At 42.9% G+C, this 23,599-nt stretch carries 22 protein-coding genes and 2 pseudogenes; 5 read left to right on the top strand and 19 right to left on the bottom strand.

Annotated features, from left to right (window positions below; all coding sequences use genetic code 11):
• Positions 1 to 12: 12 nt before the first annotated feature.
• The 4 genes from INR79_RS08770 to INR79_RS08755 form a co-directional block, all read right to left on the bottom strand.
• Positions 13 to 795 carry an ABC transporter ATP-binding protein gene (locus INR79_RS08770; RefSeq protein ID WP_223096978.1) on the bottom strand — a complete coding sequence of 261 codons (783 nt, stop codon included), beginning with the start codon at positions 793 to 795 and terminating at the stop codon, positions 13 to 15.
• Positions 795 to 1,763: a branched-chain amino acid ABC transporter permease gene (locus INR79_RS08765; protein ID WP_223096874.1), complete on the bottom strand. Its 969-nt coding sequence runs from the start codon at positions 1,761 to 1,763 to the stop codon at positions 795 to 797. The genes INR79_RS08770 and INR79_RS08765 overlap by 1 nt, the downstream gene beginning before the upstream one ends.
• Positions 1,764 to 1,767: 4 nt before the next feature.
• Complete coding sequence (locus INR79_RS08760; RefSeq protein ID WP_223096873.1) at positions 1,768 to 2,637, bottom strand: branched-chain amino acid ABC transporter permease; 870 nt, start codon at positions 2,635 to 2,637, stop codon at positions 1,768 to 1,770.
• Positions 2,638 to 2,713: 76 nt separating this feature from the next.
• Positions 2,714 to 3,901, bottom strand: a complete 1,188-nt coding sequence (locus INR79_RS08755; protein WP_223096872.1) for an ABC transporter substrate-binding protein — start codon at positions 3,899 to 3,901, stop codon at positions 2,714 to 2,716.
• A 324-nt stretch (positions 3,902 to 4,225) separates the two neighbouring features.
• Here INR79_RS08755 and INR79_RS08750 point away from each other — a divergent pair, with 324 nt between their 5' ends.
• Positions 4,226 to 4,912 carry a GntR family transcriptional regulator gene (locus INR79_RS08750; RefSeq protein ID WP_223096871.1) on the top strand — a complete coding sequence of 229 codons (687 nt, stop codon included), beginning with the start codon at positions 4,226 to 4,228 and terminating at the stop codon, positions 4,910 to 4,912.
• A 51-nt stretch (positions 4,913 to 4,963) separates the two neighbouring features.
• On the opposite strand, the gene INR79_RS08745 is transcribed toward INR79_RS08750, so the two are convergent.
• From INR79_RS08745 to INR79_RS08730, 4 genes are all read right to left on the bottom strand, one after another.
• The gene (locus INR79_RS08745) at positions 4,964 to 5,731 is read right to left on the bottom strand and encodes an L-threonylcarbamoyladenylate synthase (RefSeq protein ID WP_045964006.1); all 768 of its coding nucleotides are present in this window, start codon (positions 5,729 to 5,731) and stop codon (positions 4,964 to 4,966) included.
• A gap of 234 nt (positions 5,732 to 5,965) precedes the next feature.
• Complete coding sequence (locus tag INR79_RS08740; protein ID WP_223096870.1) at positions 5,966 to 6,424, bottom strand: GNAT family N-acetyltransferase; 459 nt, start codon at positions 6,422 to 6,424, stop codon at positions 5,966 to 5,968.
• Positions 6,425 to 6,675: 251 nt separating this feature from the next.
• Positions 6,676 to 7,266, bottom strand: a complete 591-nt coding sequence (locus INR79_RS08735) for a GNAT family N-acetyltransferase (RefSeq protein ID WP_223096869.1) — start codon at positions 7,264 to 7,266, stop codon at positions 6,676 to 6,678.
• Between the two features lie 276 nt (positions 7,267 to 7,542).
• Entirely contained in the window at positions 7,543 to 7,941 is a 399-nt protein-coding gene (locus INR79_RS08730; RefSeq protein WP_004401495.1) for a hypothetical protein, read from the bottom strand.
• Positions 7,942 to 8,042: 101 nt separating this feature from the next.
• Here INR79_RS08730 and INR79_RS28120 point away from each other — a divergent pair, with 101 nt between their 5' ends.
• On the top strand, positions 8,043 to 8,177 hold the full coding sequence (locus INR79_RS28120) for a hypothetical protein (protein WP_004401496.1): 135 nt from the start codon (positions 8,043 to 8,045) through the stop codon (positions 8,175 to 8,177).
• Positions 8,178 to 8,280: 103 nt separating this feature from the next.
• On the opposite strand, the gene INR79_RS08725 is transcribed toward INR79_RS28120, so the two are convergent.
• The 3 genes from INR79_RS08725 to INR79_RS08715 all read right to left on the bottom strand — a co-directional run bounded on the left by INR79_RS08725 (position 8,281) and on the right by INR79_RS08715 (position 9,934).
• Positions 8,281 to 8,763 (bottom strand): GNAT family N-acetyltransferase, encoded by a 483-nt coding sequence (locus tag INR79_RS08725; RefSeq protein ID WP_223096868.1) that lies wholly within the window; start codon positions 8,761 to 8,763, stop codon positions 8,281 to 8,283.
• 148 nt (positions 8,764 to 8,911) lie between these two features.
• Positions 8,912 to 9,184: a hypothetical protein gene (locus tag INR79_RS08720; RefSeq protein WP_038199488.1), complete on the bottom strand. Its 273-nt coding sequence runs from the start codon at positions 9,182 to 9,184 to the stop codon at positions 8,912 to 8,914.
• A gap of 138 nt (positions 9,185 to 9,322) precedes the next feature.
• Positions 9,323 to 9,934, bottom strand: a complete 612-nt coding sequence (locus tag INR79_RS08715; protein ID WP_223096867.1) for a pyridoxamine 5'-phosphate oxidase family protein — start codon at positions 9,932 to 9,934, stop codon at positions 9,323 to 9,325.
• 361 nt (positions 9,935 to 10,295) lie between these two features.
• Between INR79_RS08715 and INR79_RS08710 the strand changes: the two are divergent.
• Positions 10,296 to 11,228, top strand: a pseudogene (locus tag INR79_RS08710) (IS110 family transposase).
• A 28-nt stretch (positions 11,229 to 11,256) separates the two neighbouring features.
• On the opposite strand, the gene INR79_RS08705 reads toward INR79_RS08710, so the two are convergent.
• The 3 genes from INR79_RS08705 to INR79_RS08695 all read right to left on the bottom strand — a co-directional run bounded on the left by INR79_RS08705 (position 11,257) and on the right by INR79_RS08695 (position 13,954).
• On the bottom strand, positions 11,257 to 11,961 hold the full coding sequence (locus INR79_RS08705; RefSeq protein WP_223096866.1) for a potassium channel family protein: 705 nt from the start codon (positions 11,959 to 11,961) through the stop codon (positions 11,257 to 11,259).
• 130 nt (positions 11,962 to 12,091) lie between these two features.
• On the bottom strand, positions 12,092 to 12,712 hold the full coding sequence (locus INR79_RS08700) for an AbiV family abortive infection protein (RefSeq protein WP_223096865.1): 621 nt from the start codon (positions 12,710 to 12,712) through the stop codon (positions 12,092 to 12,094).
• 114 nt (positions 12,713 to 12,826) lie between these two features.
• Positions 12,827 to 13,954 (bottom strand): DUF3800 domain-containing protein, encoded by a 1,128-nt coding sequence (locus tag INR79_RS08695; RefSeq protein WP_223096863.1) that lies wholly within the window; start codon positions 13,952 to 13,954, stop codon positions 12,827 to 12,829.
• A 332-nt stretch (positions 13,955 to 14,286) separates the two neighbouring features.
• Here INR79_RS08695 and INR79_RS08690 point away from each other — a divergent pair.
• Positions 14,287 to 15,243: pseudogene (locus INR79_RS08690) on the top strand (IS110 family transposase).
• Positions 15,244 to 15,265: 22 nt separating this feature from the next.
• On the opposite strand, the gene INR79_RS08685 reads toward INR79_RS08690, so the two are convergent.
• Positions 15,266 to 16,078: an endonuclease NucS domain-containing protein gene (locus tag INR79_RS08685; protein WP_223096861.1), complete on the bottom strand. Its 813-nt coding sequence runs from the start codon at positions 16,076 to 16,078 to the stop codon at positions 15,266 to 15,268.
• 96 nt (positions 16,079 to 16,174) lie between these two features.
• Between INR79_RS08685 and INR79_RS08680 the strand changes: the two genes are divergently transcribed.
• The gene (locus INR79_RS08680) at positions 16,175 to 17,200 is read left to right on the top strand and encodes an IS110 family transposase (protein WP_223096860.1); all 1,026 of its coding nucleotides are present in this window, start codon (positions 16,175 to 16,177) and stop codon (positions 17,198 to 17,200) included.
• A gap of 846 nt (positions 17,201 to 18,046) precedes the next feature.
• Here the strand turns inward: INR79_RS08680 and INR79_RS08675 are convergent.
• From INR79_RS08675 to INR79_RS08660, 4 genes are all read right to left on the bottom strand, one after another.
• The gene (locus INR79_RS08675; protein WP_223096859.1) at positions 18,047 to 18,358 is read right to left on the bottom strand and encodes an immunity protein Tsi6 family protein; all 312 of its coding nucleotides are present in this window, start codon (positions 18,356 to 18,358) and stop codon (positions 18,047 to 18,049) included.
• A 356-nt stretch (positions 18,359 to 18,714) separates the two neighbouring features.
• The gene (locus tag INR79_RS08670; RefSeq protein WP_223096858.1) at positions 18,715 to 19,224 is read right to left on the bottom strand and encodes a type VI secretion system amidase effector protein Tae4; all 510 of its coding nucleotides are present in this window, start codon (positions 19,222 to 19,224) and stop codon (positions 18,715 to 18,717) included.
• Between the two features lie 450 nt (positions 19,225 to 19,674).
• Entirely contained in the window at positions 19,675 to 21,273 is a 1,599-nt protein-coding gene (locus INR79_RS08665) for an isocitrate lyase (RefSeq protein WP_022550556.1), read from the bottom strand.
• 56 nt (positions 21,274 to 21,329) lie between these two features.
• Positions 21,330 to 23,501: a malate synthase G gene (locus tag INR79_RS08660; protein WP_223096857.1), complete on the bottom strand. Its 2,172-nt coding sequence runs from the start codon at positions 23,499 to 23,501 to the stop codon at positions 21,330 to 21,332.
• Positions 23,502 to 23,599: the final 98 nt, after the last annotated feature.

Genomic DNA, 23,599 nt, shown 5'->3' with positions numbered 1-23,599 from the left:
CTCGGTCATAGACTACATTCCCACCGCTGCATCTTCCGACCCTAGGTAAGCCTCTATGACTTTTGGGTTGTTTTGAATTTCAAAGGGTGTCCCTTCAGCGATTTTTTCGCCAAAGTTAATCACTACAAGGCGGTCCGAGATTTTCATAACAGCAGGCATATCGTGTTCCACCAGCAAGATGGTGACTCCCCGTTCGTCACGAAGACGTTTGACTAAGTTGACCATCCGCATTGTTTCGTCATGATTCATCCCAGCAAAGGGTTCATCCAAAAGAATAATTGACGGCTCTGTAGCCAAGCCTATCGCCATACCCAATGTTCTGAGGTGTCCTTGAGGTAAGTTTGAAGCCATCTCGTCCGCAATAGATTCTATTCCAAGAAACTCTATTAATTTGTCTGATGAATCTTTGAATCTTGCTTCGTCTTCCCTGGCGAGTCTTGTCCTGACAAAGAAGCCCAGTAGCGAAGACTTTGAACGTAAATGATGGGCAACGACAATGTTTTCCCTCACTGTCATTGAACGAAAAATTGTGGTCTCCTGAAAGGTGCGAACAACACCTAACCGGGCAACCTTATGGGGAGCTTGATTGCTGATTCTCTGCCCTCGAAAATAGACTTCTCCGCTGCTTGTCTTTAGGAACGAAGAAATAAGTTTAAACAGCGTGGACTTACCCGCGCCATTTGGTCCGATAACGGACAGAATTTCACCTTTTCTGACCGAGAAACTCACGTTGTTTACTGCGGTGAGACCACCAAAACGTTTGGTTACCCCTCGTAGTTCTAATAATGGCAACATTAGCGTTCTCCCTTTTTATCTAGCAGGCTTAAGATGCCATTTGGCAAAACCAACATCACAACGATTAAGAGCCCCGAATAAACAAGCATCTGGTATTTGCCTATGCTGAACAACAGATCCCATCCGAAGTAAAGCATCAGAGTCCCGAGCATAGGTCCGAACACATATCCAAGCCCCCCGAGAAAGCAATTGAGCATAAAGTTGATGCTGTCTGCAATTTGGAAAGAGGAGGGATAAACAGACTGCGTAATCGCAACGAAACTTGCGCCTGCAACCCCACCAAAGAAAGACGAAATTGAATAGGTCAACACCCGCAGATAAGTCGTATTCACACCAATCGAGGAAGCCAGTTCCTCATTCTGCTGGAGCGAGCGGCAAAGGTGCCCAAGACGAGAGCTGACTATCCGCCACAGAACAAAAAAAGCCAAAACCATCAAAGTCACAGCCATCACGTAAAACGCAATCTTAGGTCTCTCGAAAGTGTCGAACCCCGGAATCAACGTAAAGTTAAATACTTTCAACGCTTGAGGCAGCGGAATCGAGGTAATGCCTTTTGCGCCTTGCGTAATTGGTAATGCCATTGCGGTCAATCGCATAACTTCTGTAAGAACCAGCGTCACCATCGCGAAATACACTCCGCGAAGACGCAATATTGGCAACCCTATAAATACTGATAACACGGCGCAAAATACACCTGCCAATGGCAATGCCAGCCAAAAATTGACGTCTGCCTGAGTCACGAGAATAGCGGCAACGTAACCACCGGCTAAAGAGTACGCACCTTGACCAATATTGATCCGTCCTATGTAAAAGGTTAGCCAGACACCCGCGGATGAAATTGAAAGTAGAGCAACAGACGTCAATGTATAGTAAAAATCTGTGCGACCGGTTATCTCTATAATGAAAGGAATGACCAGGTAGGTTGATACCAAAAAGACGGCTACCCAACTTATTGTTTTCTTGTTCATTTTATTACCCCCATGGTTTTCCCATCAGCCCGTGAGGGCGAATGACCAAAAAGAGCATCAAAGAGGCAAATATAACGAGATAGGTAATATCACCGTATTGGGATAAAACAGACAGACCGACACTTTCCATCATACCCAGAATAAAACCGCCGACGATGGCTCCCGGAATAACCCCTGCTCCACCAATCATGATCATAATGAATGCTTTGGTCGAAGTGGGTCCTCCCATGCCTAGATTGATGCCAGTTATAGTCACAAGTAGCCCCCCTACAACACCTGCAAGCATCGCCCCCAATGCAAAACCAATCATCTGATAGCGATCTACATTTACCCCCATCAAAGTTGCAGCAACCTTATCTTGAGCCAGTGCTCTCATAGCTCGTCCTGATTTCGAATGTTGCATCACCAGAATAAAGACCACGATCATTGCGATAGCCAGGAATCCGATGAATATACGGTCGTAAGGCATGATGATGCGAAAGTCCCAATTAAAAACGCCGTCGATGATTTTCGGAACACCTCGTTGCTTCTCGCCAAACACCAACAAGATAACGGCATCCAGAAAAAAGCCAATCCCTGCCGCTAGCAACATGGTACTTTCGTCTCTTTTGGTTTTTTTGATAACTGGACGAAACAGAAACCGTTCCACCGCAGCACCTACAATCGCCAAGACAACGGCTGAAACCAGTAATGCAATAATGAAAGGAAAGCCAAATTGAGAGACGAATGTATAGGTAACGAATCCGCCCAATACATACATCTGTCCATGGGCAAAATTGAGAACATTCATCAATGAAAATATAAGAGTCAGACCCAATGCAATCAGTGCGTATTGCGCGCCAAGATACAGCCCGTTGGCGATAATTTGTTCCATAAGTAATCCCTAACTAAAGAACAGTAGTCCATGGCGACACACTTTGTGCTTCGCCATGGAGTGGAGAGTTCGACTTTTAGTCGACCTTTGCAACGAACAAGGTCTTAAACTCGCTATCCTGATACACATTCACAACCAGTGGCACCGATATCTGACGCTTCTGACCGAAAGATGTTTTACCAACGTAGCTAAGCTTAGATTCGCCTTTGATATAGGGATTTGGCGCTTCAAACGAATCCATTGTCTGCTTGAATTCGTCCACGTTTGTGATAGCCGAAGGATTGGACTTCAACGTCTCCAGGATGTATTCCAATGCATACACTTTGGTGTTTGACTCGTCGTTGTACTCACCGTATTTGTGGGTATAACGCTTAACAAATTCACGCATAGCGTCTGAAGCAAGTTCTGGTGTTGATGCTCCCCCGACAGAAATAAATCCGTTAGCCAGATCGCCAGCCCCTTCCCTAAGTACGCTTGCGTCCTGTGCAGTTTCAGTCGATATCAAACCGCTGTATCCAAGCTCCCGAGCAGAACGAATTAGCTGAGGTGCGCTAGCCGGGGATACGCCTGAAAGAACAAGCAGGTCAGGTTTAGACTTAATAACCGGAAGTAGAACAGGAGTGAAGTCCGTAGTATCTACCTGATAAGTAACATTACCCGACACCACTTTCAGACCAAGAGCCTCAGCCGCAACAATGCCGCTGTCTCTTTGACTCAACGGATCCGATTCGTTAGCCGCAACAAAAGCAACCTTTTTAATACCTTTGTTTTCGATGAGATACTTGTAGATAGCAGGACCAGATTGGTAGTTTGCAACCATTCCCAGTACCGCATTAGAAGCAGGAGCTTGATAGAGGGTCTTAGGGAATGCATAAGGGAAATACATGATACCTTTTTGCTCAGCCACCGGTCTTACTGCAGCAGCACCATCGTCTACATTAGGACCTACCACATAATGAATGCCCTCTTGCGCCATCTTTTCCATACCTGCGACAGCGCGCTTAGGGTCCTTTTGATCGTCAAAAGCAACAATTTCAATGTCGTAGGTTGTGTCTCCGATGGTGTAACCACCTGTTTCGTTGATCCACTCGGCACGCGTTTCCATTGATCGTTGATTAGAAATACCCCAAGCGGCAGCAGGACCAGAGGTCACTCCTACAAAACCGATCTTCAGCACTGGGTTTGCAGCAAAAGTAGCTGTCGATATCACAGCACTCATTGCACTAGCAATTATGCCGGCTTTAAGAAAACCACATTTATTCATTCCAATTACTCCTTTTCTTTTATGTGCAACTGAATTTGGTCTCCGACCAAAAATTAGTAATCTGTACCAGCGCACGCTTATTGTTAACAATGAATAGTCACATTGTTAACAATCCTGTTATCAATAAAGCAAATTGGATACCACTTTTTCAGCCTATAAAAAGTCCAATTAATACAAAAAGATAAAGCGAACTACTTTATAACCCCTGCTGTTGCATATAGTTTGATTGGTCTAAATGTGTGCAAAAACCATTGAAAACTGCACTTGTTTGGACATACTGTTTAGAAATTGAGTGGGACTTTTAAACGGAGTGATTTCTTTAATATGAAAGCGACGACCGCTAAAGATATGGCTGAAGAAGAAGCAATTGTTGATCAGATATATGAAGCAATCATCGATCAACGCCTTACCCCCGGAACCAAGCTCTCTGAGTCTGAATTGGGCAAAGCATTTAAAGTGAGTCGGATGCGCGCCAGACGCGCAATTTTTATGCTGGCTGACAGAGGTCTTATCAACCGCCAGCCCAATAAAGGCGCCTTTGTTGCTAGCCCGTCCGAAAAGCAGGCTCGTGATATTTTTGATATGAGGCTCCTGATAGAACCGTCTATTGCAAAACTTGCCTCTGAAAGGGCGAAGCCCAAAGATATACGGCTACTGGAAAAACATTTAAAAAAGGAATCTGCCGCGCGTGCTGCTGATAATCGTCGTGATTCGATAAAACTTTCAGGACAATTCCACACCCTTCTTGCTCAAGTCGTCGACAACGAAGTGATGTTACAGGTTGTCAGAGATCTGATTACACAATCGTCTTTAATAATAGGTATCTATGATTCAGCTGGAGCGAGTGCATGCAGAGAGGAAGAGCATGCGGAATTAGTAGAAGCGATACGAACAAAAAATGGCGAGCTCGCTCATGATCTGATGTTAGAACACATCCATCACATAAGGGACAATATTGATTTCGATAGCAAGACAAAGAAAAGCACAGATATCGTGAGCTTGTTTTCTTAGTTAGCCGGAACAAATTCCCGATAAAATGTCCCGGCTATTTCATTTGCTTAATTAGTAGTACTCACCGTGGCGATAATCCCATGACTGGAAACTGTCAGACAGGTTGATCAGGATTTGTTCAATATCCAGACCTTTACGAATCAGAATTGGGGCCGGAGAGATCGATCTTTCACTTCCCTGCTCTGGGATTAGAATGCCGTCGCTGTCGACCATAGCAACCATCACACCTTGTTCGTATCGAGTTTCTACCGTCTTATCTGGCTGAATTGATGCGACGTAGTCGTTGGCTTCAATAATCAGGTCTGCCGCAGCTTCAATACGGTCGCCGATGTACTCAACCTGCCCCCTGTTACCTTTGCCTGAAGGGTTAGCTGAACTGGCGAAAGTAAGAATCCCTTTGTCCCAGTTGTGCGCGACAATCTGTTCTGATGGAGTACCAAATTTAACCACAAAACAGCTGGTATTACGGTGGTCTGTAACCAGCTTTCTTACTTCTGGATCCAGTTTTTCAAGCGCTTCTTTTTTCCATGGAACAATACAACCCATCAATACATCTTGATCCCAATGTAACTGATAGAAAGCCTCAACCTCTTTGTTGAGTTCTGCCAGTTCTTTCAGTTGCTCCATTGAACCGCAAAGCACGACCGCGGGTTTGTTAAGCTTGCGTTGCTTAGCATCGAATTTACGCTTAAGCCCTTCTTCATTTGCCGCCATAATGATGTAACCTACTTTAGTCGGGCTTACGATCATCTTGCCTTCTTCTAAAGACTTGGCTGCGCTTTCAACCAGGCTTCCATCCCACTTCACTCGTTCTGTCATACTTTCACCAAAAGAATATCCATATAAAATTAAATGATAATGATTATCATTACCATGAATAGAAAAGTAAACTTAATGGAATGCATTGATGAAATCAACACTTGTTTTATTTATGTTCAACAGAATAGAAAACGCCAACCTTTTATGGGTTGGCGTTTGTTATGCGAACTTACCGATCAAATGTGAATTGCCGTTGTATTGGAGTAAACCTTAATCACCTTGTTAACGGGCAGCCTACAGCGCGAGCTTGAACCCTTCATGCGTTGCTTTGAATCCGAGCTTCTCATAAAACCTGATTGCATCAGGACGCTGCTTGTCACTTGTTAGTTGAACGATCGTACAACCTTTGCTCTTTGCCAGTTCGATAGCATGCGCAAACATTTGTTCACCTAGCCCTTGCCCCCGATAGTCGCTATGGATCCTCACACCTTCAATAAGGCATCGCCAGCTACCTATATGTGTAAGATAAGGAATGAATGTAACTTGAAGCATTCCAACTAGAGCATGTTCAAATTCAACAACCAACAATTCGTTGTTTGGATCTCGCATAATTGCTTCGAACGCTTCAAGATATGCGCTATTTAGCGGAATAGAAGTGTCTTCTCTCTGACTACCAAGCGGATCATTTGAAAGTAAAGCGACAAGGCTTTCTTCCAAGTCTTCAGATTTAGCTGAACGATAGTTTAATTCCATAGACAGTACCTTTTTTTAATTCTTGTAAATAACACCTTATCAAGGTGTAAAAACCGTCCACTACACTCTAACCCTAGCAAGACCAAAATGCCAAAGGTTAGCAGTCATCCTTAAGCCACTTGTCAGGCATCTTGCTGCCTCTGAGACGAAATTAACCCCACTTTCAAGTCTTTCGCTTCACTACGTCTTAAACATCAAAAATTACTGTACACCAAAAGCGCCATGTATTGGCTGTCGGTTTAAAGATTTTGTTAGCTGCACGTGGCAAGCTTGAATTCCAAGCTTTCTTTAACGCTCAGCCACTCTGTATTTATGATTGAAAATACAACGGTATCCCTGTAGCCGCCATTAGCAAGCTTTTGATGATTTCTAAGCACACCATCTTGCTTTGCACCAAGACGGGCGATAGCAGCTCTTGAGGCTTGGTTATGCCAGCTCGTACGTAATTCAACTGCGATAGCATCAAGCGTCTCGAATGCATGTTTCAAGAGTAGTAGCTTACATTCAGTGTTAACTGATGTGCGTTGGAAGCTTTTGCTGTACCAAGTATAACCGACCTCGACTCGTTTATTTACAGAATCCGCATTACAGAAACGTGTGGAACCAATAACTTTACCGCTAGATTTTTCAACAACTACAAATGGTAGAGCTAATCCTTTAGATTTTTGCTCTAGTGCATTTGAGATGTATTCATTGATATTTTCTTTACTAGGAACTGAAGTGAACCAAAGCTTCCAAAGTTCACCATCTGTCGCAGCCAGCACTAGCTCGCTCAAATGCGCCTCAGATAACGGAACTAATTTTATAGTCATTGAGTCAAGCTCAACGTCGTTTAACCACATGTTACTCTCCATGCTTGTGTGATTTTGATTGAATAGAGATAACGCCCAAATAAGGTGATGAGTTGGTCTCCCCTACCACTTCACTCATGCTAGAACATGTTTGAAGTGAGGACATCGAAAATGATGAAAGTGTCAGTCATGTAACATCACTAAATTGTTGACATTGATTTAGCCAAAAACGTACAAATGCCGCTTTTGCAAAGCACCTTAAGCAAACCCAGCGAAAACTAAAAATGCCACGCGTTTTTGGTCTGTTTGAATTGTTTGTAAGGTAAACTATTTACAGAACCTATTTGACTTGTATAAAAGAAACAAACCAATTGAGACTTCTATCATTTCAGTCAACAAAAAAGTAATTTGAGTACTACTAAAAGTACCGGTTAAATATGAACCAACCAACCGAAACACAATGAACGAAGTTATAATCACTGTTGCTACTAAAGCGGAGTGAACCCATGTGTTACTGAAATAATACAATAGGGCGATACTTACACCTATTCCAATCATTAGACTGCAATAGATTAAGATAAATGCAATCTCCCCATCAGAATCAACTGCACTTAAACCTATTCTTTCCAGCTTGCTATCAATATCCCAAAGCGCATTAAATCCGGAGAAAATAAAGTATATCGACATTATTCCTATATAAATTTTTCCCCAAAAATCTATTTTCATATTAATACTCATAATTTAATGATTGACCTAACAAACGACATGGATTCCCCTTTCCTAGAATCTGCCACCCAGAGGTGGTATCAATTAACACTGGAGGCACCATGTCTAATCGTTCTTGTTTTGGCGGTATCGACTTAGCGAACAATCACTTTATCATCCCAGCCATTAATTCCAACGAAAAGGTCATTCTCAATAAACCAGAAAATCACTCTAACCTACTGATTAAATTAAAATAAAATTCCATCCATGCTTATGTGTGGCGGCGCGCATTATGGCGGTTAAATATGTGGTGCAACATACCAAATGTAGAGTGGCAGACCAAAAGCCATCGCTTGAAGTTTACATTTTCTTAAACTCTACAACCATTTGAGGATAAGAGCCTTCCGGGTGAGCATAAAAATCAAAATTAAGTTTTTTATAAAACTTAATTGCCACTTCATTTTTAGGGTTGACGCCTAGCCGAATACCTGGGTACAAGTGTTTAACACGTGAAAGCAGCTCGTTATACATTAAAACCCCGATCCCCATTCCTTGATATTGAGGTAAAACAGAAATAGCTAACTCCGGATACTCTGAGTATTGCTTAGTAATTGAATCTTTAACTCTTAACTGAATAAATCCAGCTGCTACTCCCTCAATATAAGCAACTATTCCAACATCATCCTTTTCGCCCCAATCTATGTAGTACTCTTTCACCTTAGGATGATCCAATACATCTCTGGAACGTCTAGGTTCGTCAGGCGAGTCCCATAAAGCAATGTAAATAAATTCTCTATGTAAATCGATATCACATTTAGTTAATTCTTTATAAATAATTTCCAATTCTAAACTCCGAAAATTGTGTAACGCCGATCTAAGGGGTGAGCGACGCCACCACCTAGCCAAAATCATTCTGCCGTAGACACTAAAGCTAAATCAAACCGAATATGCCAAGCGTTGCGAATTGCTCTTAAACAGATTGTTATGTTTTTTAATACGAACGAAGGTCATTATAATAATTTATCGCTTTCACAATATTTGGCATTTTCTCTTGTAAGAAGTCCGCTTCGGTTGCTAAAAGGTGAATTTCTTCATTTTTAAGAACATTTTCAAGTAGTGCTTTTGAAGCTTCTTTATCAAATTGTCTCCCCATATCTAAACCATCATCCATTTCATAGAAGTACCTTAATACTAAGTCTGTATTTTTAGATACCTCTGAAACATCAAATGTAACAATCGCGGACATAATATTCGATTTATTCATAATTAACACATAACGCCCAACCAAGGTGTGAATCACAGAACCACAACGCCCAACTTACCACCGTAAACACTAAACTTAACTCAAACCAAAAATGCTAAGTGTTGCAAATCAATCCCAAACAGATTGTTAGTTTTATTTCTACAAGTCTGTTTTATAACGACCTTCCAGCGCTCTATCAGTTTCACGTATGAATTCTTGGTCTGAATCTGTATTTTCAGCTATTTCTTTACCAAAAGACACTTTCATTGGTTCCATATAAGTGGCTGAATCCCATGCTTTACTGCGTAACAACGGCTTACCACAATGGAAGTAAGCGTTTTGTACCGATATTTCAAGAACCATTAGCGCTCTATGTGTTGTACCTGAGACTTCATCACATATACCGCCTTCCACCAAGCGACAACACCCATGCACTCGTAGTGTTTCAACTGTACCAGGCCGGAGAAAAATTAAGCCTACTTTATTGGTCGTCTCAACGATATTTGTCAGTGAAAAAGCTAGTTTGTTTCCACGAAGTTCGGGTAACAATAAAGTGTGTTCATCACGAACTTGTACAAAGCCTGCTCTGTCAGCCTTTGGGGAAATAGTAGGAAAGCCAAATTCGTCAACAGTAGACAACATGACGAGAGGAGCAGTCTGAATGAACTCCTGCATTCTGCTATTTAACTTCTTGTAGATCTTTTTGCTAGCTAGAGGGTTGGGCTCGCCAATAATCTCTCTAATTTCTTCTAGTGAAGCTAATTCATTCATATTTCTTCCTTGATAAAACTAACGCCGGCTAAAACCGCAGACAACGCACAAATCAAGCCGCCGCATTGCACCTTAAACACTATAATCACCGCAAACTAAAACTGCCATACGCTGGCTGTCGGTTTGAAGATTTTGTATGGATAATCTTTCCTGAATTCGGGTAATGTGAGACCCAGGCTTTAGCTGCAACTAAAGCTTTCTATGGGGTAGTTCGATTGAAGCTAGGCTCCTCTGTCGAGAGACCGATAACAAACATGAACACCCCATAGGATTCCAAGCACAAACCTCGAATAGTCGACTGGGTCTCGAACCCGCATTTCGCAAGCAAGAGTTAGCTTATTATGACAACACACTTCAAAACATTAATATCGGCGTTGATACTGGTAAGGCGCAACTCGATATTTTTATACGACCACTTAATCTCTTTTTCACTGTGTCAAACAACGACAAAGGCATCAAAGACGCCATCAAAATTATAAAGAAACACTCACCTGAACGTATCGTTATTGAAGCAACCGGACGCCTAGAAATGCCCTTTGTCCTGGCATGTGCTGAAGCCAAATTACCTATTGTTCGCGCCAATCCCATCCACATTAAACGCTTCGCAGGAGCCATTGGACGAAGAGCTAAAAACGACCGATTAGTTGCTGAGCTTATCGCTCATTACGCAGAAGCAATCAAGCCCGACATCTCCATCATAAAAGCAGAAAACATACGATTGATGAGTGACTTAGTCATACGTCGCAATCAGCTACTCTCTATGCAAACAATGGAGAAGAACCGTATTCAGGTATTGCCAAAATCTCTCCATTCGACCATCAAGCCAATGTTAACCGCCATGAAAAAACAGATTTCAAACATCGAGGATAAGCTGGTTAAACTCATCGAATCATGTCCAGACTATCAGACCAAAAACGACATCCTGCAAAGTGTTCCTGGCATTGGAAATATCGCAGCTGCATCAATCATCAGCAACGTTCCCGAGCTGGGTTACATCACCAACAAACAAGCGGCCTCCCTCATTGGTGTTGCACCTATTACTCGAGAAAGTGGGCGTTACAAAGGCAAGCGGGTGATTCAAGGAGGAAGGGCACAAGTTCGAACCGTTCTATATATGGCGATGATGTCTGCTATGTAGTGTAACCCTATTTTCAAAGCGACTTATACACGCCTCGTTCAATCAGGAAAACCGAAGAAAGTCGCTATCATCGCCTGCGTTCGCAAGATGGTTGTCATCTTAAACTCAATGCTAAGAGATGGCGTCATGTGGGATGAAAATATAGCTAAAAATTAGCTATTGACGCCATAGTCGTTTGTTATGTTCATTTTCCAAGTTTTCTCGCACATATTTTACAAATCGGGGATCTTGAAAGAGCAAGACTTGAATAAATAGTAAAACAAACAACTATCAAGCTAAAGCCAGACAACACTTCGAACACTGTTAAAAATTGAAGAAACCATATGCTTGGGCTTATATCGCCGTAACCAACAGTAGTAATGGTAACACCACTAAAGTAGATAGCTTCGAGGACGGAGTTGAATTTATAAAAATCCTTAAAAAAGCACACTGGCATTAAGAAGTACAGCGTTCCAAAGTTAATAATTAGTTCAATGTAACTGGTCAAGGCTAACTTTAACCTCTCGCCATACTTCAAGTCACTATTAGGTAAGTCACCGTTCAACTTATCAATTGCGTCACCCAAAAATGCTTTGGTTATTTCGATTGCTCTTGAGAGCAAAAAAGACCAAACAACCAAAACAATCATGAACCAGTATATGTATTTAATAACTGGTTGAGACTCAAACCCGTAAACAGGAAACAGCTTAAGCTCTAATATTGATAGTAATTGAACCGCTAAACAGATCATTAATGAAGATATAAAGTATCGCATGTTGTACTTTTTTAAAGCACTTGAGAGCTCTGTGGAACTTGCACCTTTTTCGATAAGGGCATTCTTACTGTATTCTGCATACTTATACGTTGGGGTAACAAGCCACCAAGCACATGATGTTTCTTTCTTCTGCATTAATTTTTACTTCTTACTCATATGAACATAACGCCTAACATAAGTTGCGCCACGACTAACTAGCCAAGCGCATCGGACTCCATACCAAAACCGCCGAATGTAACGCGTCAACTTGATGTTTTTGTTTTGTTTATTTTAATCCGTATCGCTCAAACATGAACTTCTTCGGATCTTCGAGGAATTCTTTACCAAGTAATACTTGAACTGATTTTCTATCAAGTTCTAGGAGCTTATTTAGCTTTAGTAATTGCTCCGATAAATGAGTTACTTTAATACCAGCAATGTTCAAGTTTCTATGTGAAAGTTCTTTCGTGATCACTTGAGACGGACTAACAAAATCACCCTCTTGCCAGTCAACATACAGGCACTCATTTTTTCTATGGTTAGCGAACTCGACTCCAGAAAAAAGCTCTTGTTCATTAAACTCATTTTCGCCACCATTGAGCTTCAAGTACCAATAAGTTAAAGCCTTATCGTGTTCAATTTTTTCTTTATGATCTCGAAACTGACGATTAAGCTGCTTCCAGTCTACTTTTCCTTTATTTACTACTTTGATCATTGCTACATAAAGCATCAAAGCCTTACTCAATTCTTCACGTGCGAAATGCGACAAGGCATATGATCTGCTGTACATTTCATGCTCGTGAAGTAATTTAGATTCTTGGCAAAGTTCCTGAGCATTGATAATGCACTTCATCGCGCCCTCAGCCAGTTTTTCAGGCTTTAGATTATTTATTTTTGATTGAGTCACGATATTCCTTAATAAACATAACGCCAGCAATAAGGTGTGTCCCATTGAACCAACAAAGCGCACTAAACTCCGCACCAAAACCGCCGAGTGTAACGCATCACCTTGATTGCCTTGTTATATTCGCTTTCCAATGATGCTCAAACGCTTAGCTTCCATTTCTGCGCCAAATTTTCGACCAGCCGCCAGCTCTTCGGGACTTAGTTCTGCACACATAACCTCTCTTTTTCTCGCCTCAACGATCAATGCGGACATCTGTCGCGAGATTCGAAAATCAACCGATTTACTCAAAAGACGCTCTCTCGTTTTAGAAAGTTCTTCTGAAGTAGAATCCCGTTGAAGAAGCCACAAGAAAAGGTCAACAACTTGCAAACCATATGTCTTTTTTGATGATGCAAGAATGAACTCACCTGTGTTGTGTACAAACTCTTTTAATAGCGGGATGCCACCAAAAGGCATGGCTTCTTGCTCGTGAGGAAAGTACAGTTTGTGAAACTCACGCATAGTTCCTCTAAATTCATCGTTCTGGTCATGCACAAACTGTTTTACTCCGAGGCTATGCTTATTACAAAATACGTGAATTGAGTTTAACAGACTAGAAAATGCCACCATATTGGGCGTTTGCTTTTTGTACGCACTTTTTCCTTTTGCACTCACAAGAGTAAATAATTCAGGGTTCTTTACTGCATAACCAAGAGCATCACTCACTACTTCTCTTACTCTGATATCTGTGATGTGTCTTGAACGATTTAGTAGCTCTTTGCATATAGCCATGAGACCCTCAAGGTCATCATTCAGATAGCATTGCCAAAAACTCTCATCTAAGCCATCGTGCATCATGCTATCAATGACCAAACAGAGTGTATGTCTATATAAATCAATTACATACCATGTCATCGGGACTACTGGGTTGTCCCAGCAGTCAAAAAAGGTATCAACAAATTTAGTAGGTGCAAGGTACCTCTTTTGGACAATTGTGTAATGGAACTCCCAGTGACTAGAATCCAATGCATCTAACAGTTTAATACAAAGATTATTTGTTCGTTCTTCGCCTAATTCAAAACCATGTAATCTTTCTAACCCATTCTCGTTACAATACTCTTCAATAATGCTGGCTACCAATGACTCAATTTCTTCTGTAACTAATACTGCCCCTTGGTAGTACTCTTTAGAGCCATCTTGGAAAAGATGTTTTCCACTATTACCTGACTCGTCTGCATAAATATATACGCCATCTTTTTTCATTTTATTTCGCTTATTTTTAACCCTAAGAACATAACGCCGGGCATAAGGTGCGCCACGCTAAACTCACCAAGCACACCGGACTCCATACCAAAACCGCCGAGTGTAATGCGTCACCTTGATGGCTTGTATGGATAATCCTCCCTGAATTCGGGTAATGTGAGACCCAGGCTTTAGCGGCAACTAAAGCTTTCTATGGGGCAGTTCGATTGAATGCTGGCTCCTCTGTCGAGAGACCGATAACAAACGTGAACACCCCATAGGACTCCAAGCACAAACCTCGAATAGTCGACTGGGTCTCGAACCCGCATTTCGCAAGCAAGAGTTAGCTTATTATGAATACCAACACACTTCAAAACATTAATATCGGCGTTGATACTGGCAAGGCACAACTCGATATTTTTGTACGACCACTTAATCTCTTCTTCACTGTCTCAAACGACGACAAAGGCATCAAAGATGCCATCAAAACGATAAAGAAGCACTCACCTGAACGAATCGTCATTGAAGCAACCGGACGCCTGGAAATGCCCTTTGTCCTGGCATGTGCAGAAGCCAAATTACCTATTGTTCGCGCTAACCCCATCCACATTAAACGCTTTGCAGGAGCCATTGGACGAAGAGCTAAAAACGACCGATTAGATGCTGAGCTTATCGCTCATTATGCAGAAGCAATCAAGCCCGACATCTCCATCATAAAAGCAGAAAACATACGATTGATGAGTGACTTAGTCATACGTCGCAATCAGTTGCTCTCTATGCAAACAATGGAAAAGAACCGAATTCAGGTATTGCCCAAATCTCTGCATTCGACCATCAAGCCAATGCTGACTGCCATGAAAAAACAGATTTCAAACATCGAGGATAAACTGGTTAAACTCATCGAATCATGTCCAGACTATCAGACCAAAAACGACATCCTGCAAAGTGTTCCTGGCATTGGAAATATCGCATCAGCATCAATCATCAGCAACGTTCCCGAACTGGGTTACATCACCAACAAACAAGCGGCCTCCCTCATTGGTGTTGCACCTATTACTCGAGAAAGTGGGCGCTACAAAGGCAAACGGGTGATTCAATGAGGAAGGGAGCAAGTTCGAACCGTTCTATATATGGCGATGATGTCTGCTATGCAGTGTAACCCCGTTTTCAAAGCGACTTATACCCGTCTCGTTCAATCAGGAAAACCGAAGAAAGTCGCTATCATCGCCTGCGTTCGCAAGATGGTAGTCATCTTAAACTCAATGCTAAGAGATGGCGTCATGTGGGATGAAAATATAGCTAAGAACTAGCTATTGACGCCATGGTCGTTTGTTATGCTTCCTCTAACTTAATACCAACCTGATAAGTCATTAATTTTATTGAGCTATTAGTTTCAGCCGCTTGAACTAAACTATCATCAATTTGTCCTGCAACAATGGCTCCCTCGACAGTATGCTCACAAAACTCTCGACTAACGAGTCCCATATACATGGATATTTGACCAAACACTCTAAAGTCTGCGACTCCTGACTTAAGCTCTACAACTAATAGTGATTGGTCAGAGGTTTTTTCTAACAATACATCTATTCTTCTCGACCCAACCGGGTACTCAATACCAACCTCTACACCACCAAATATTTCATAACCTGGGAACAATTCTGCCACTTGCATACAAAGCAATTGTTGTAGGTCTCTTTCATATGTGAAGCACATCGTTGACGCATCAAGTTCAATTCCATTACTTTTCGATGCAACTGACGGTAGTTGCTCACAATACTGCTGCACTTCCTTACGATATTCGTTCAATTCATTACTTGAATTTTCTGTACAAAAGTCTTCAACCGCTTGCATCAAAATCTCATTCTGTTGATGTACCATCTGCTGCGAGCGGAATTTTGTGTAATAGGACAATGCTGTCCTTACGCTTCCATTTTTTTCGTCACCAATCTCTGAAAATTTGCCCTTCTTAGCATATAGTCGCCGTAACTTGTTTAATTCACGGCAATCTTCAAGCTCATAAATATCAAACTCTTCGCCTGTTTGGTTTGAGTAATGATTTGATAATCTATTTATAGAATCCGAGTAAGCAGGGAAATCTAACGCTTTACCCGACTCAGTTAACCAATGTTTAAATTCTTCTTTCATTGTCTCAAGTTTCCTCGGAAGCATAACGAATGACATGGATTCCCCTTTCCTAGAATCTGCCACACTGAGGTGGTATCGATTAACACTGGAGGCACCATGTCTAATTGTTCTTATTTTGGCGGTATCGACCTAGCGAAAAACCACTTTAGCATCCACGTCGTTGACCACAACGGAAAAGTCATTCTCCACAAATCTGTTACCCGCCCTAAGCTACTGACTACCATAGCAAATATTCCGCCTATGCGTATAAGATTAGAAGCGTGTGGCGGCGCGCATTATTGGGCAAGAACACTCAATAAACTGGGACATGATGCTCGCATTATGGCGGTTAAATATGTGGTGCCACACCGAGTGAAAGGAAAGAATGACCTCAATGATGCGGTCGCCATATGCCAAGCCGTTCAACACACATCCACTCGCTTTGTGCCTGTAAAATCCTCCGAACAACAAGCCATATTGTCGGTACATCGAATGAGAGAGCACTGGGTTCGTGAGCGAACGGCATTGATGAATCGCATACGAGCCTTGCTGTCCGAGTTTGGACTTATCATGCCCGTCGGTCAGTCCTCTTTAATGAAGCAAGTCCCACTCTTCCTTGAAGAGGCGGAAAACGAGCTGCCACAACTGGCAAGAGCCACCATTGCTGATGCCTACCACCACTTGGAGCACCTGAACCAGCGTATCGCCGACACAGAACAAGCTTTTCACGCATTCGCTAAAGTCAGTGACAATGTTCAGCGCATTATGAAAGTCAGAGGCATCGGTCCACAAACTGCCACCGCAATCCTCGCTTCCATAGGTAATGGCGCTCAGTTTGATAAGAGCCGAGATTTCTCCGCTTGGTTAGGGTTGGTTCCCAAACAGTATTCGACAGGAGGGAAAACTCGACTGGGCAGGATAACTAAGCATGGTGACAAGTACTTGAGAACCTTGCTAGTTCATGGAGCACGAACCGTGATAGCCAACTTAGGCGATAAGCAAGACAGGCTCAGCCAATGGTGTCGCGGCATATTAGAACGAAGAGGGATGAATCGGGCGATTGTCGCACTGGCGGCTAAGAACGCTCGAATTATCTGGTCACTGTTACACAACCAGACGGAATATGAGAATTACGCTGCTTAGTTCCCAATCAACCAAGCAGCAGAAAGAGAATACCCACCGGGTCAGAGCAAACGCAATGGATGGAGATAGGTTAAGACCAAGAGCGGAGAGCCTGTTAATGCGGCGGACATACCCAATGTCATCTAACGAATAAGGCACCGCAGTCGCGCAAAGTCATCAGGGTCATGGTGAGCATAAATCACCAGCAAACAGACCGAATGTAGAGCGGCAGTCCAAACCCCATCACCTGAAGTTTAGCGGATGTTTGACAGCCGGGGGAATCCATGTAGCCCTGTTAAGGGGTGAGCAATGCAATACCAAAGCCGCCGCATACCACTTTAATCACTTAAACTAACGCATAGTGAAAATGCCACGCGTTGCGAATCCCTCTTGAACAGTTTGTTAACTGAGCGCCTTTCAGTTTTAGCCTATCTTTCAGCCACTTTCGCCAAAGCTCGTTTTGCTAATTAATGATTAACAAAGCTAACTCAAATATGTATTTAACCAAAAAATTACCGTTTATCTTTAGTTTGAAATGCGTCTCACAACACCATACTTCGGCGATGTAAGTGCGCCGAACTAATCGCGAATGCCTTATATTATTAGAAGGCTTTGTGCCGCCTTTCACATCAGTAAACTTAAGTATCAAACTGAAATTAGTCGCATTAGCTCAGCTAAGGAAACCGACCGAACACGCTAAATCTCTGAACCTAGAAACTGTACCATTGTGCTTTCGTATTTTCTGCGCCAGTTAACGCCTTGCTAAGTTGCAGCTAACTGCCACGATACTCAAGCAAAGCCACTGTAATCACTAAACTCAAACCGAACCAAAAGTGCCTAAGGTTAGCTGTCAGCTTGAGCAAATTGTTATGAGTCTAGCCCAAGAACCTTGAGATCTAACTTCAGCCCTCTACGAGTTCTATCTGCGACATAATACGCGGCGTTCAATGCGTTAACTAACTGCTTTTCTCTCGGGTCGATTTCACGTACGGCGTAGTGTCCAAAAGTGAGAGTAAACAACTTCTCCCGATCGTTAGACACACTGCTAAAATATGAAACCAACCACTGCAACTGATTTTCAATTGACTCAGTTACTTGTGGTAACATCACCGAGCGACGATCTTTTAAAACTTCTAATGCATGATTACAAATATCGATTTTGATTTCTTCTTGACTCATAATTCCATTGACTTATAACGCCAGCTTAAACCGCAGACAACGCACAAAACAAGCCGCTGCATTAAGCCTTAAGCACTAAACTCACCGCAAACTAAAATTGCCACGCGTTGTTTGTCGGTTTGAAGCTTTTGTTAGCTATTAGACAGCCTTGATGCAGCTATATATGCCAACACCGAAAAAATGGCAACAACTATAAAGCAAGGTAAGACATACTCAAATATGTATGGTGCATTAGCGACTCTTTGTTCTTCACTCATGTATGGGAACGATAGCTTTCTATATGCAACTAAGAACACCCCAAAGTTTAGACCACCTACTAGAAGGACACTGATAAAAAGGGAGATGATTTTTTTCATTTATTTCACCTCCCAAAACCAAACTTCACGACTATCATTGAAGTCAGACACCACACCAAAGAACTCATACAGGGATCGTCTAAACATTCCACCGCTAGTAATTTTGTCCTTATTCCATAAATCAATATGATCTCCACTTCGGTTAGAAAATGCTTCGTTCCCTCTCTGCCAATAGTCTTTGAAGAAAATAATCCCTGTTCGACCATCTAGGTCATCGGAAAATGTTGAAGGGTTTATTTTCTCTCGTTTTCCAACAAACGATAGATTGGATTTGTTGAGCCAGTGTGCCATTTCTTGCGCTCGAATAATGTGTTTTGAACCTGAATGAGACCAACACTTGGTCACTTTAGCACTTTTTGTTGAAACCCCTGTCCTTATGAAAGCTTCACTAAGCAAGATAGCACAGTAATTATCAAAGGGTCTTGTGCCGTTTGGTTGCTTGTTCTGACAGCGACCTCGCATAACATCACCATCTGGAAACTTTTCCCATAGTTCCTTAAATTTAGGCATATTCATTTCTCTGTAAACGTAATTTGTTTAGAGAATATCAACTCGAAAATAAGTCACCTATTTATCAATATTTATTTTGCGACGCAGCCTGCGGTTCCAGCCAATAGCTAACAATTATTATGGGACATAATGTCCGAATAATTCATCCACAGGCGCGCTTTTCATCCTGTGGGAATTCCCAAAGACTAACACATAAGACAATGTAAACAATGAGGTTTTTACCGTATCGCACAATACTAATGTCGTGAAAGATCTCCGTGTTTCAAAACAAAGTGGACATTGATCAATATTTAATCGACCTGTACTTGGATACAGTATTAACGCGCTAAATAATCACGCTTATCTTTGGCACTTGAAATTGTATGTTTGTTAGAAAATATCGCTGCCATAACCACAAACACAAAAACGCCAACCTATTAAAGGTTGGCGTTTCTTAATTAAGGGGGTGTTTTAAGCAAATTGGTTCATGGTGTTGTTTTCACCAGAGGCTTTCAGTGCCTGATCGCCCGAGAAGTATTCTTTATGGTCATCACCAATGTTGGAGCCAGACATATCCTGGTGTTTAACCGATGCCAAGCCTTGGCGAATTTCCTTACGCTGCACTTCTCGTACATATGCCAGCATACCTTTCTCGCCGAAGTAGTCTTTTGCAAGGTTGTCGGTCGATAGTGCTGCTGTGTGGTATGTAGGCAGTGTAATCAAATGGTGGAAGATACCCGCCTCTCTTGATGCATCGCGTTGGAAGCTTTGAATCTTCTCGTCTGCCGCCGTCGCCAGTTCAGAATCATCGTACACGCTGCTCATCAGTTTTTCGCGCTCGTAGCTTGATACGTCTTTACCTTCAGATGCCCACGCATCAAACACTTGCTGACGGAAATTCAGTGTCCAGTTGAACGATGGGCTGTTGTTGTAAACAAGCTTCGCGTTCGGAATTACTTCACGAATTCGGTTAACCATTCCGGCAATTTGCTGAACATGCGGCTTCTCTGTTTCAATCCAAAGCAGGTCTGCACCGTTTTGAAGTGACGTAATGCAGTCCAGAACTACACGATCTTCACCGGTATTCGGTTTAAATCGAATCAGACCATTTGGCAGGCGTGTCGGTTTCAGGTATTTGTCGCCCTGCTTCATCACCATATCGCCGCTTTCTAGTTGATCCAGAGATGTGATTTCTTCGCCGTCAATAAACGCATTGTACTGGTCAGCCAAGTCACCTGGTGTTTGTGACACAGGGATTTTTTGAGTCAGACCAGCGCCCAATGAATCAGTACGGGCAACAATTACGCCATCGTCCACACCCAATTCTAGGAAAGCATAACGTACCGCATTGATTTTCGCCAAGAAGTCTTCATGTGGCACCGTTACTTTACCGTCCTGGTGACCGCACTGTTTGGCGTCAGATACCTGGTTTTCAATCTGAATACAGCAAGCGCCAGCTTCAATCATCTTTTTCGCCAACAGGTAGGTGGCTTCTTCATTACCAAAGCCAGCATCGATATCCGCAACGATTGGCACTATGTGCGTTTCAAAATTGTCGATTTGATTTTGCACTGCTTGCGCTTTTACGGTATCACCTGAATTGCGTGCCGCATCTAGATCTTTGTACAGATGGTTAAGCTCACGTGCATCCGCTTGTTTCAGGAAGGTGTATAGCTCTTCGATCAACATTGGGACTGTGGTTTTCTCGTGCATGGATTGATCAGGCAGCGGACCGAATTCTGAACGAAGTGCCGCGACCATCCAGCCAGACAGGTACAGGTAACGGCCGCGCGTCGTCTCGAAATGCTTCTTAATAGAAATCATTTTCTGCTGACCGACAAATCCATGCCAGCAACCAAGAGACTGCGTGTAGTTCGCACTGTCGTTGTCGTAAGACTCCATGTCTTCGCGCATGATTTTTGCTGTGTATCTTGCAATATCTAACCCTGTTCTGAAGCGGTTCTGCAATCGCATACGCGCTACGTATTCTGGGTTGATCGCTGCCCAAGTCTGACCTTGTTGTTGGATCAGTTCATCAGCATTTGAGGTCTCGGTTCTGTAGTTTTCCATGCTATCCCTCTTTTTATAGTCTTGTTGTGTTCACGTTATTGGATGATTGTTTGTACTTATGAGTTTTTTGCTTGTTTTCGGTATTCATGAAGAAGTGGCTCTGTGTATCCACTTGGCTGAGCTGCTCCTTTAAAAATCAGTGCTCTGGCGGCTTGGTACGCGGTGCTGGATTCAATGTCTGGCGTCATTGGAACGTAGCCTCCTTCACCCTCATTTTGAGCATCCACCACTTCTGCCATTCGAGCCAGAATGCGTTCAACCTGATCTTTCTTACACACTTTGTGCGCTAACCAGTTGGCAATATGCTGGCTGGAAATTCGAAGTGTGGCGCGGTCTTCCATCAAACCGACGTTGTTAATGTCTGGCACTTTGGAACACCCTACGCCCATTTCCACCCAACGAACCACATACCCCAGAATGCCTTGAATGTTGTTTTCCAGTTCTTTCTCGATGTCTTCTATGGTCAGGTTGGTTTCTTGCGGCATTAATGCAATTTTGAGCATGTTGCCTTTAAGCGAAGCAGTGTCGATATCGAGCGCTTGTTGACAATCGAACACGTTTACTCTGTGGTAGTGCAAAGAGTGAAGCGTCGCGGCTGTTGGTGAAGGCACCCACGCCGTTGTTGCGCCAGATAGAGGATGAGCAACTTTCTGCTTCATCATCTCTGCCATCTCGTCTGGCATTGCCCACATCCCTTTCCCGATTTGCGCTTTACCAGAGAAACCACAAGCAAGACCGACCGACACATTGTTTTGCTCGTATGCAGCAATCCAAGGCTGGTTTTTGATCTCACCTTTAGGAAGAAACGGACCGGCTTCCATACTGGTATGAATTTCGTCACCAGTGCGGTCCAAAAATCCCGTGTTGATGAACACCACCCGCTCTTTTGCCTGGCGTATACACTCTTTAAGATTTAAAGAAGTGCGGCGTTCTTCGTCCATAATCCCGATTTTTAAAGTGTAGGGTTCGAGACCTAACATGGACTCAACACGGCTGAACAGCTCACAGGAGAACGCGACCTCTTCAGGTCCGTGCATCTTGGGCTTCACTATGTAGATACTTCCCGTTCTGCTGTTCGTTACTCGGCAGGCGCCGGAATTTTTGATGGCAATGCTGCCTATCAGTGAAGTAACGATGGCATCCATAATGCCTTCCGGTACTTCATTGCCCTCTTCGTCGGTCATCAGGTCGATACCCATTAAGTGACCCACATTGCGAATCATCAGAAGTGATCGACCATGAAGTACATAATCATCACCGTTTCGACCGGTAAATACTTTGTCTTCTGCTAGGCTGCGAGTCAGCGTTTTACCGCCTTTACTGAACTCGGACGTCAGTGACCCGGTCACTAATCCTAGCCAATTGGAATAAGCTTCTACCTTGTCTTCGCCGTCTACCGCAGCGATTGAGTCTTCAAAATCCAGAATGGTCGACATAGCAGATTCGATCTGAATGTCATCAATCCCTGCTAAATCCTGACTGCCAATGGTTCCGCAGCTATTAATGATGATTTCTACATGCAGCCCATTGTTTTTAAGAACAATGGAAGTGGGCTCTCTGTCTAAATCGCTTGCGGCAACAAATTGACCCGGTTCTTTAAGACCCGTTTGTGTTCCATCTGGGAAGAAGGCCAACAGGTTTTTGAAGTAAACGGTGTAGCTTTCAACGTCGTGGTGCGAGCCTTCATTCAGGGGGAAGGTTTCATCCAGAAAGTCTTTTGCGAAAGCGATGACTTTCTTCCCGCGTGCTGGATTGTATTTTTTCCCCGCCTGCATTCCTGCGCTCGATTTCGAAATAACATTGGTTCCGTATAACGCGTCGTACAAACTTCCCCATCGTGCGTTTGCGGCATTCAAAGCAAAGCGTGCATTGCGAATCGGTACAACAAGCTGCGGTCCTGCAATTTTTGCGATTTCATCGTCAACGTTGCGTGTTTCAATTTGGAAGTCCGGACCTTCTTCTTCTAAGTAACCAATGTCTTTCAGGAACTCTTGATACTGGTTTTGTGAAAAAGAACGATTGTCACGATGGTACTCATCAATCTTGGTTTGCAGTTCATGGCGCTTTGCAAGAAGAGCCTGATTGACTGGAGCAAGATCCGAGACCAGTTTCGCCACGTTGTTCCAAAACTCGTTTGCGTCTAATTCTGTGTAAGGCAGTACTTCTTGGTTAATAAACTCATAGAAGCCTTGATGAAATTGACATTCCTTTGTTTGCGGTAGATTCATCGCTTCGTCCCTCGTGACCGTTCTCTTCTTTTGCGTTATTTCCATAATGAAAGTGTTGATTAAGTGAGCAACCTCTCTTTTTGGTTACGTTTTGCTCG

The organism is Vibrio sp. SCSIO 43132 (genome assembly GCF_019904195.1).
Classification (GTDB): Bacteria; Pseudomonadota; Gammaproteobacteria; order Enterobacterales; family Vibrionaceae; genus Vibrio; species Vibrio nigripulchritudo.
Note: the sequence above shows the minus strand (reverse complement) of the source record. Positions and strands in the feature narration are given on the sequence as shown.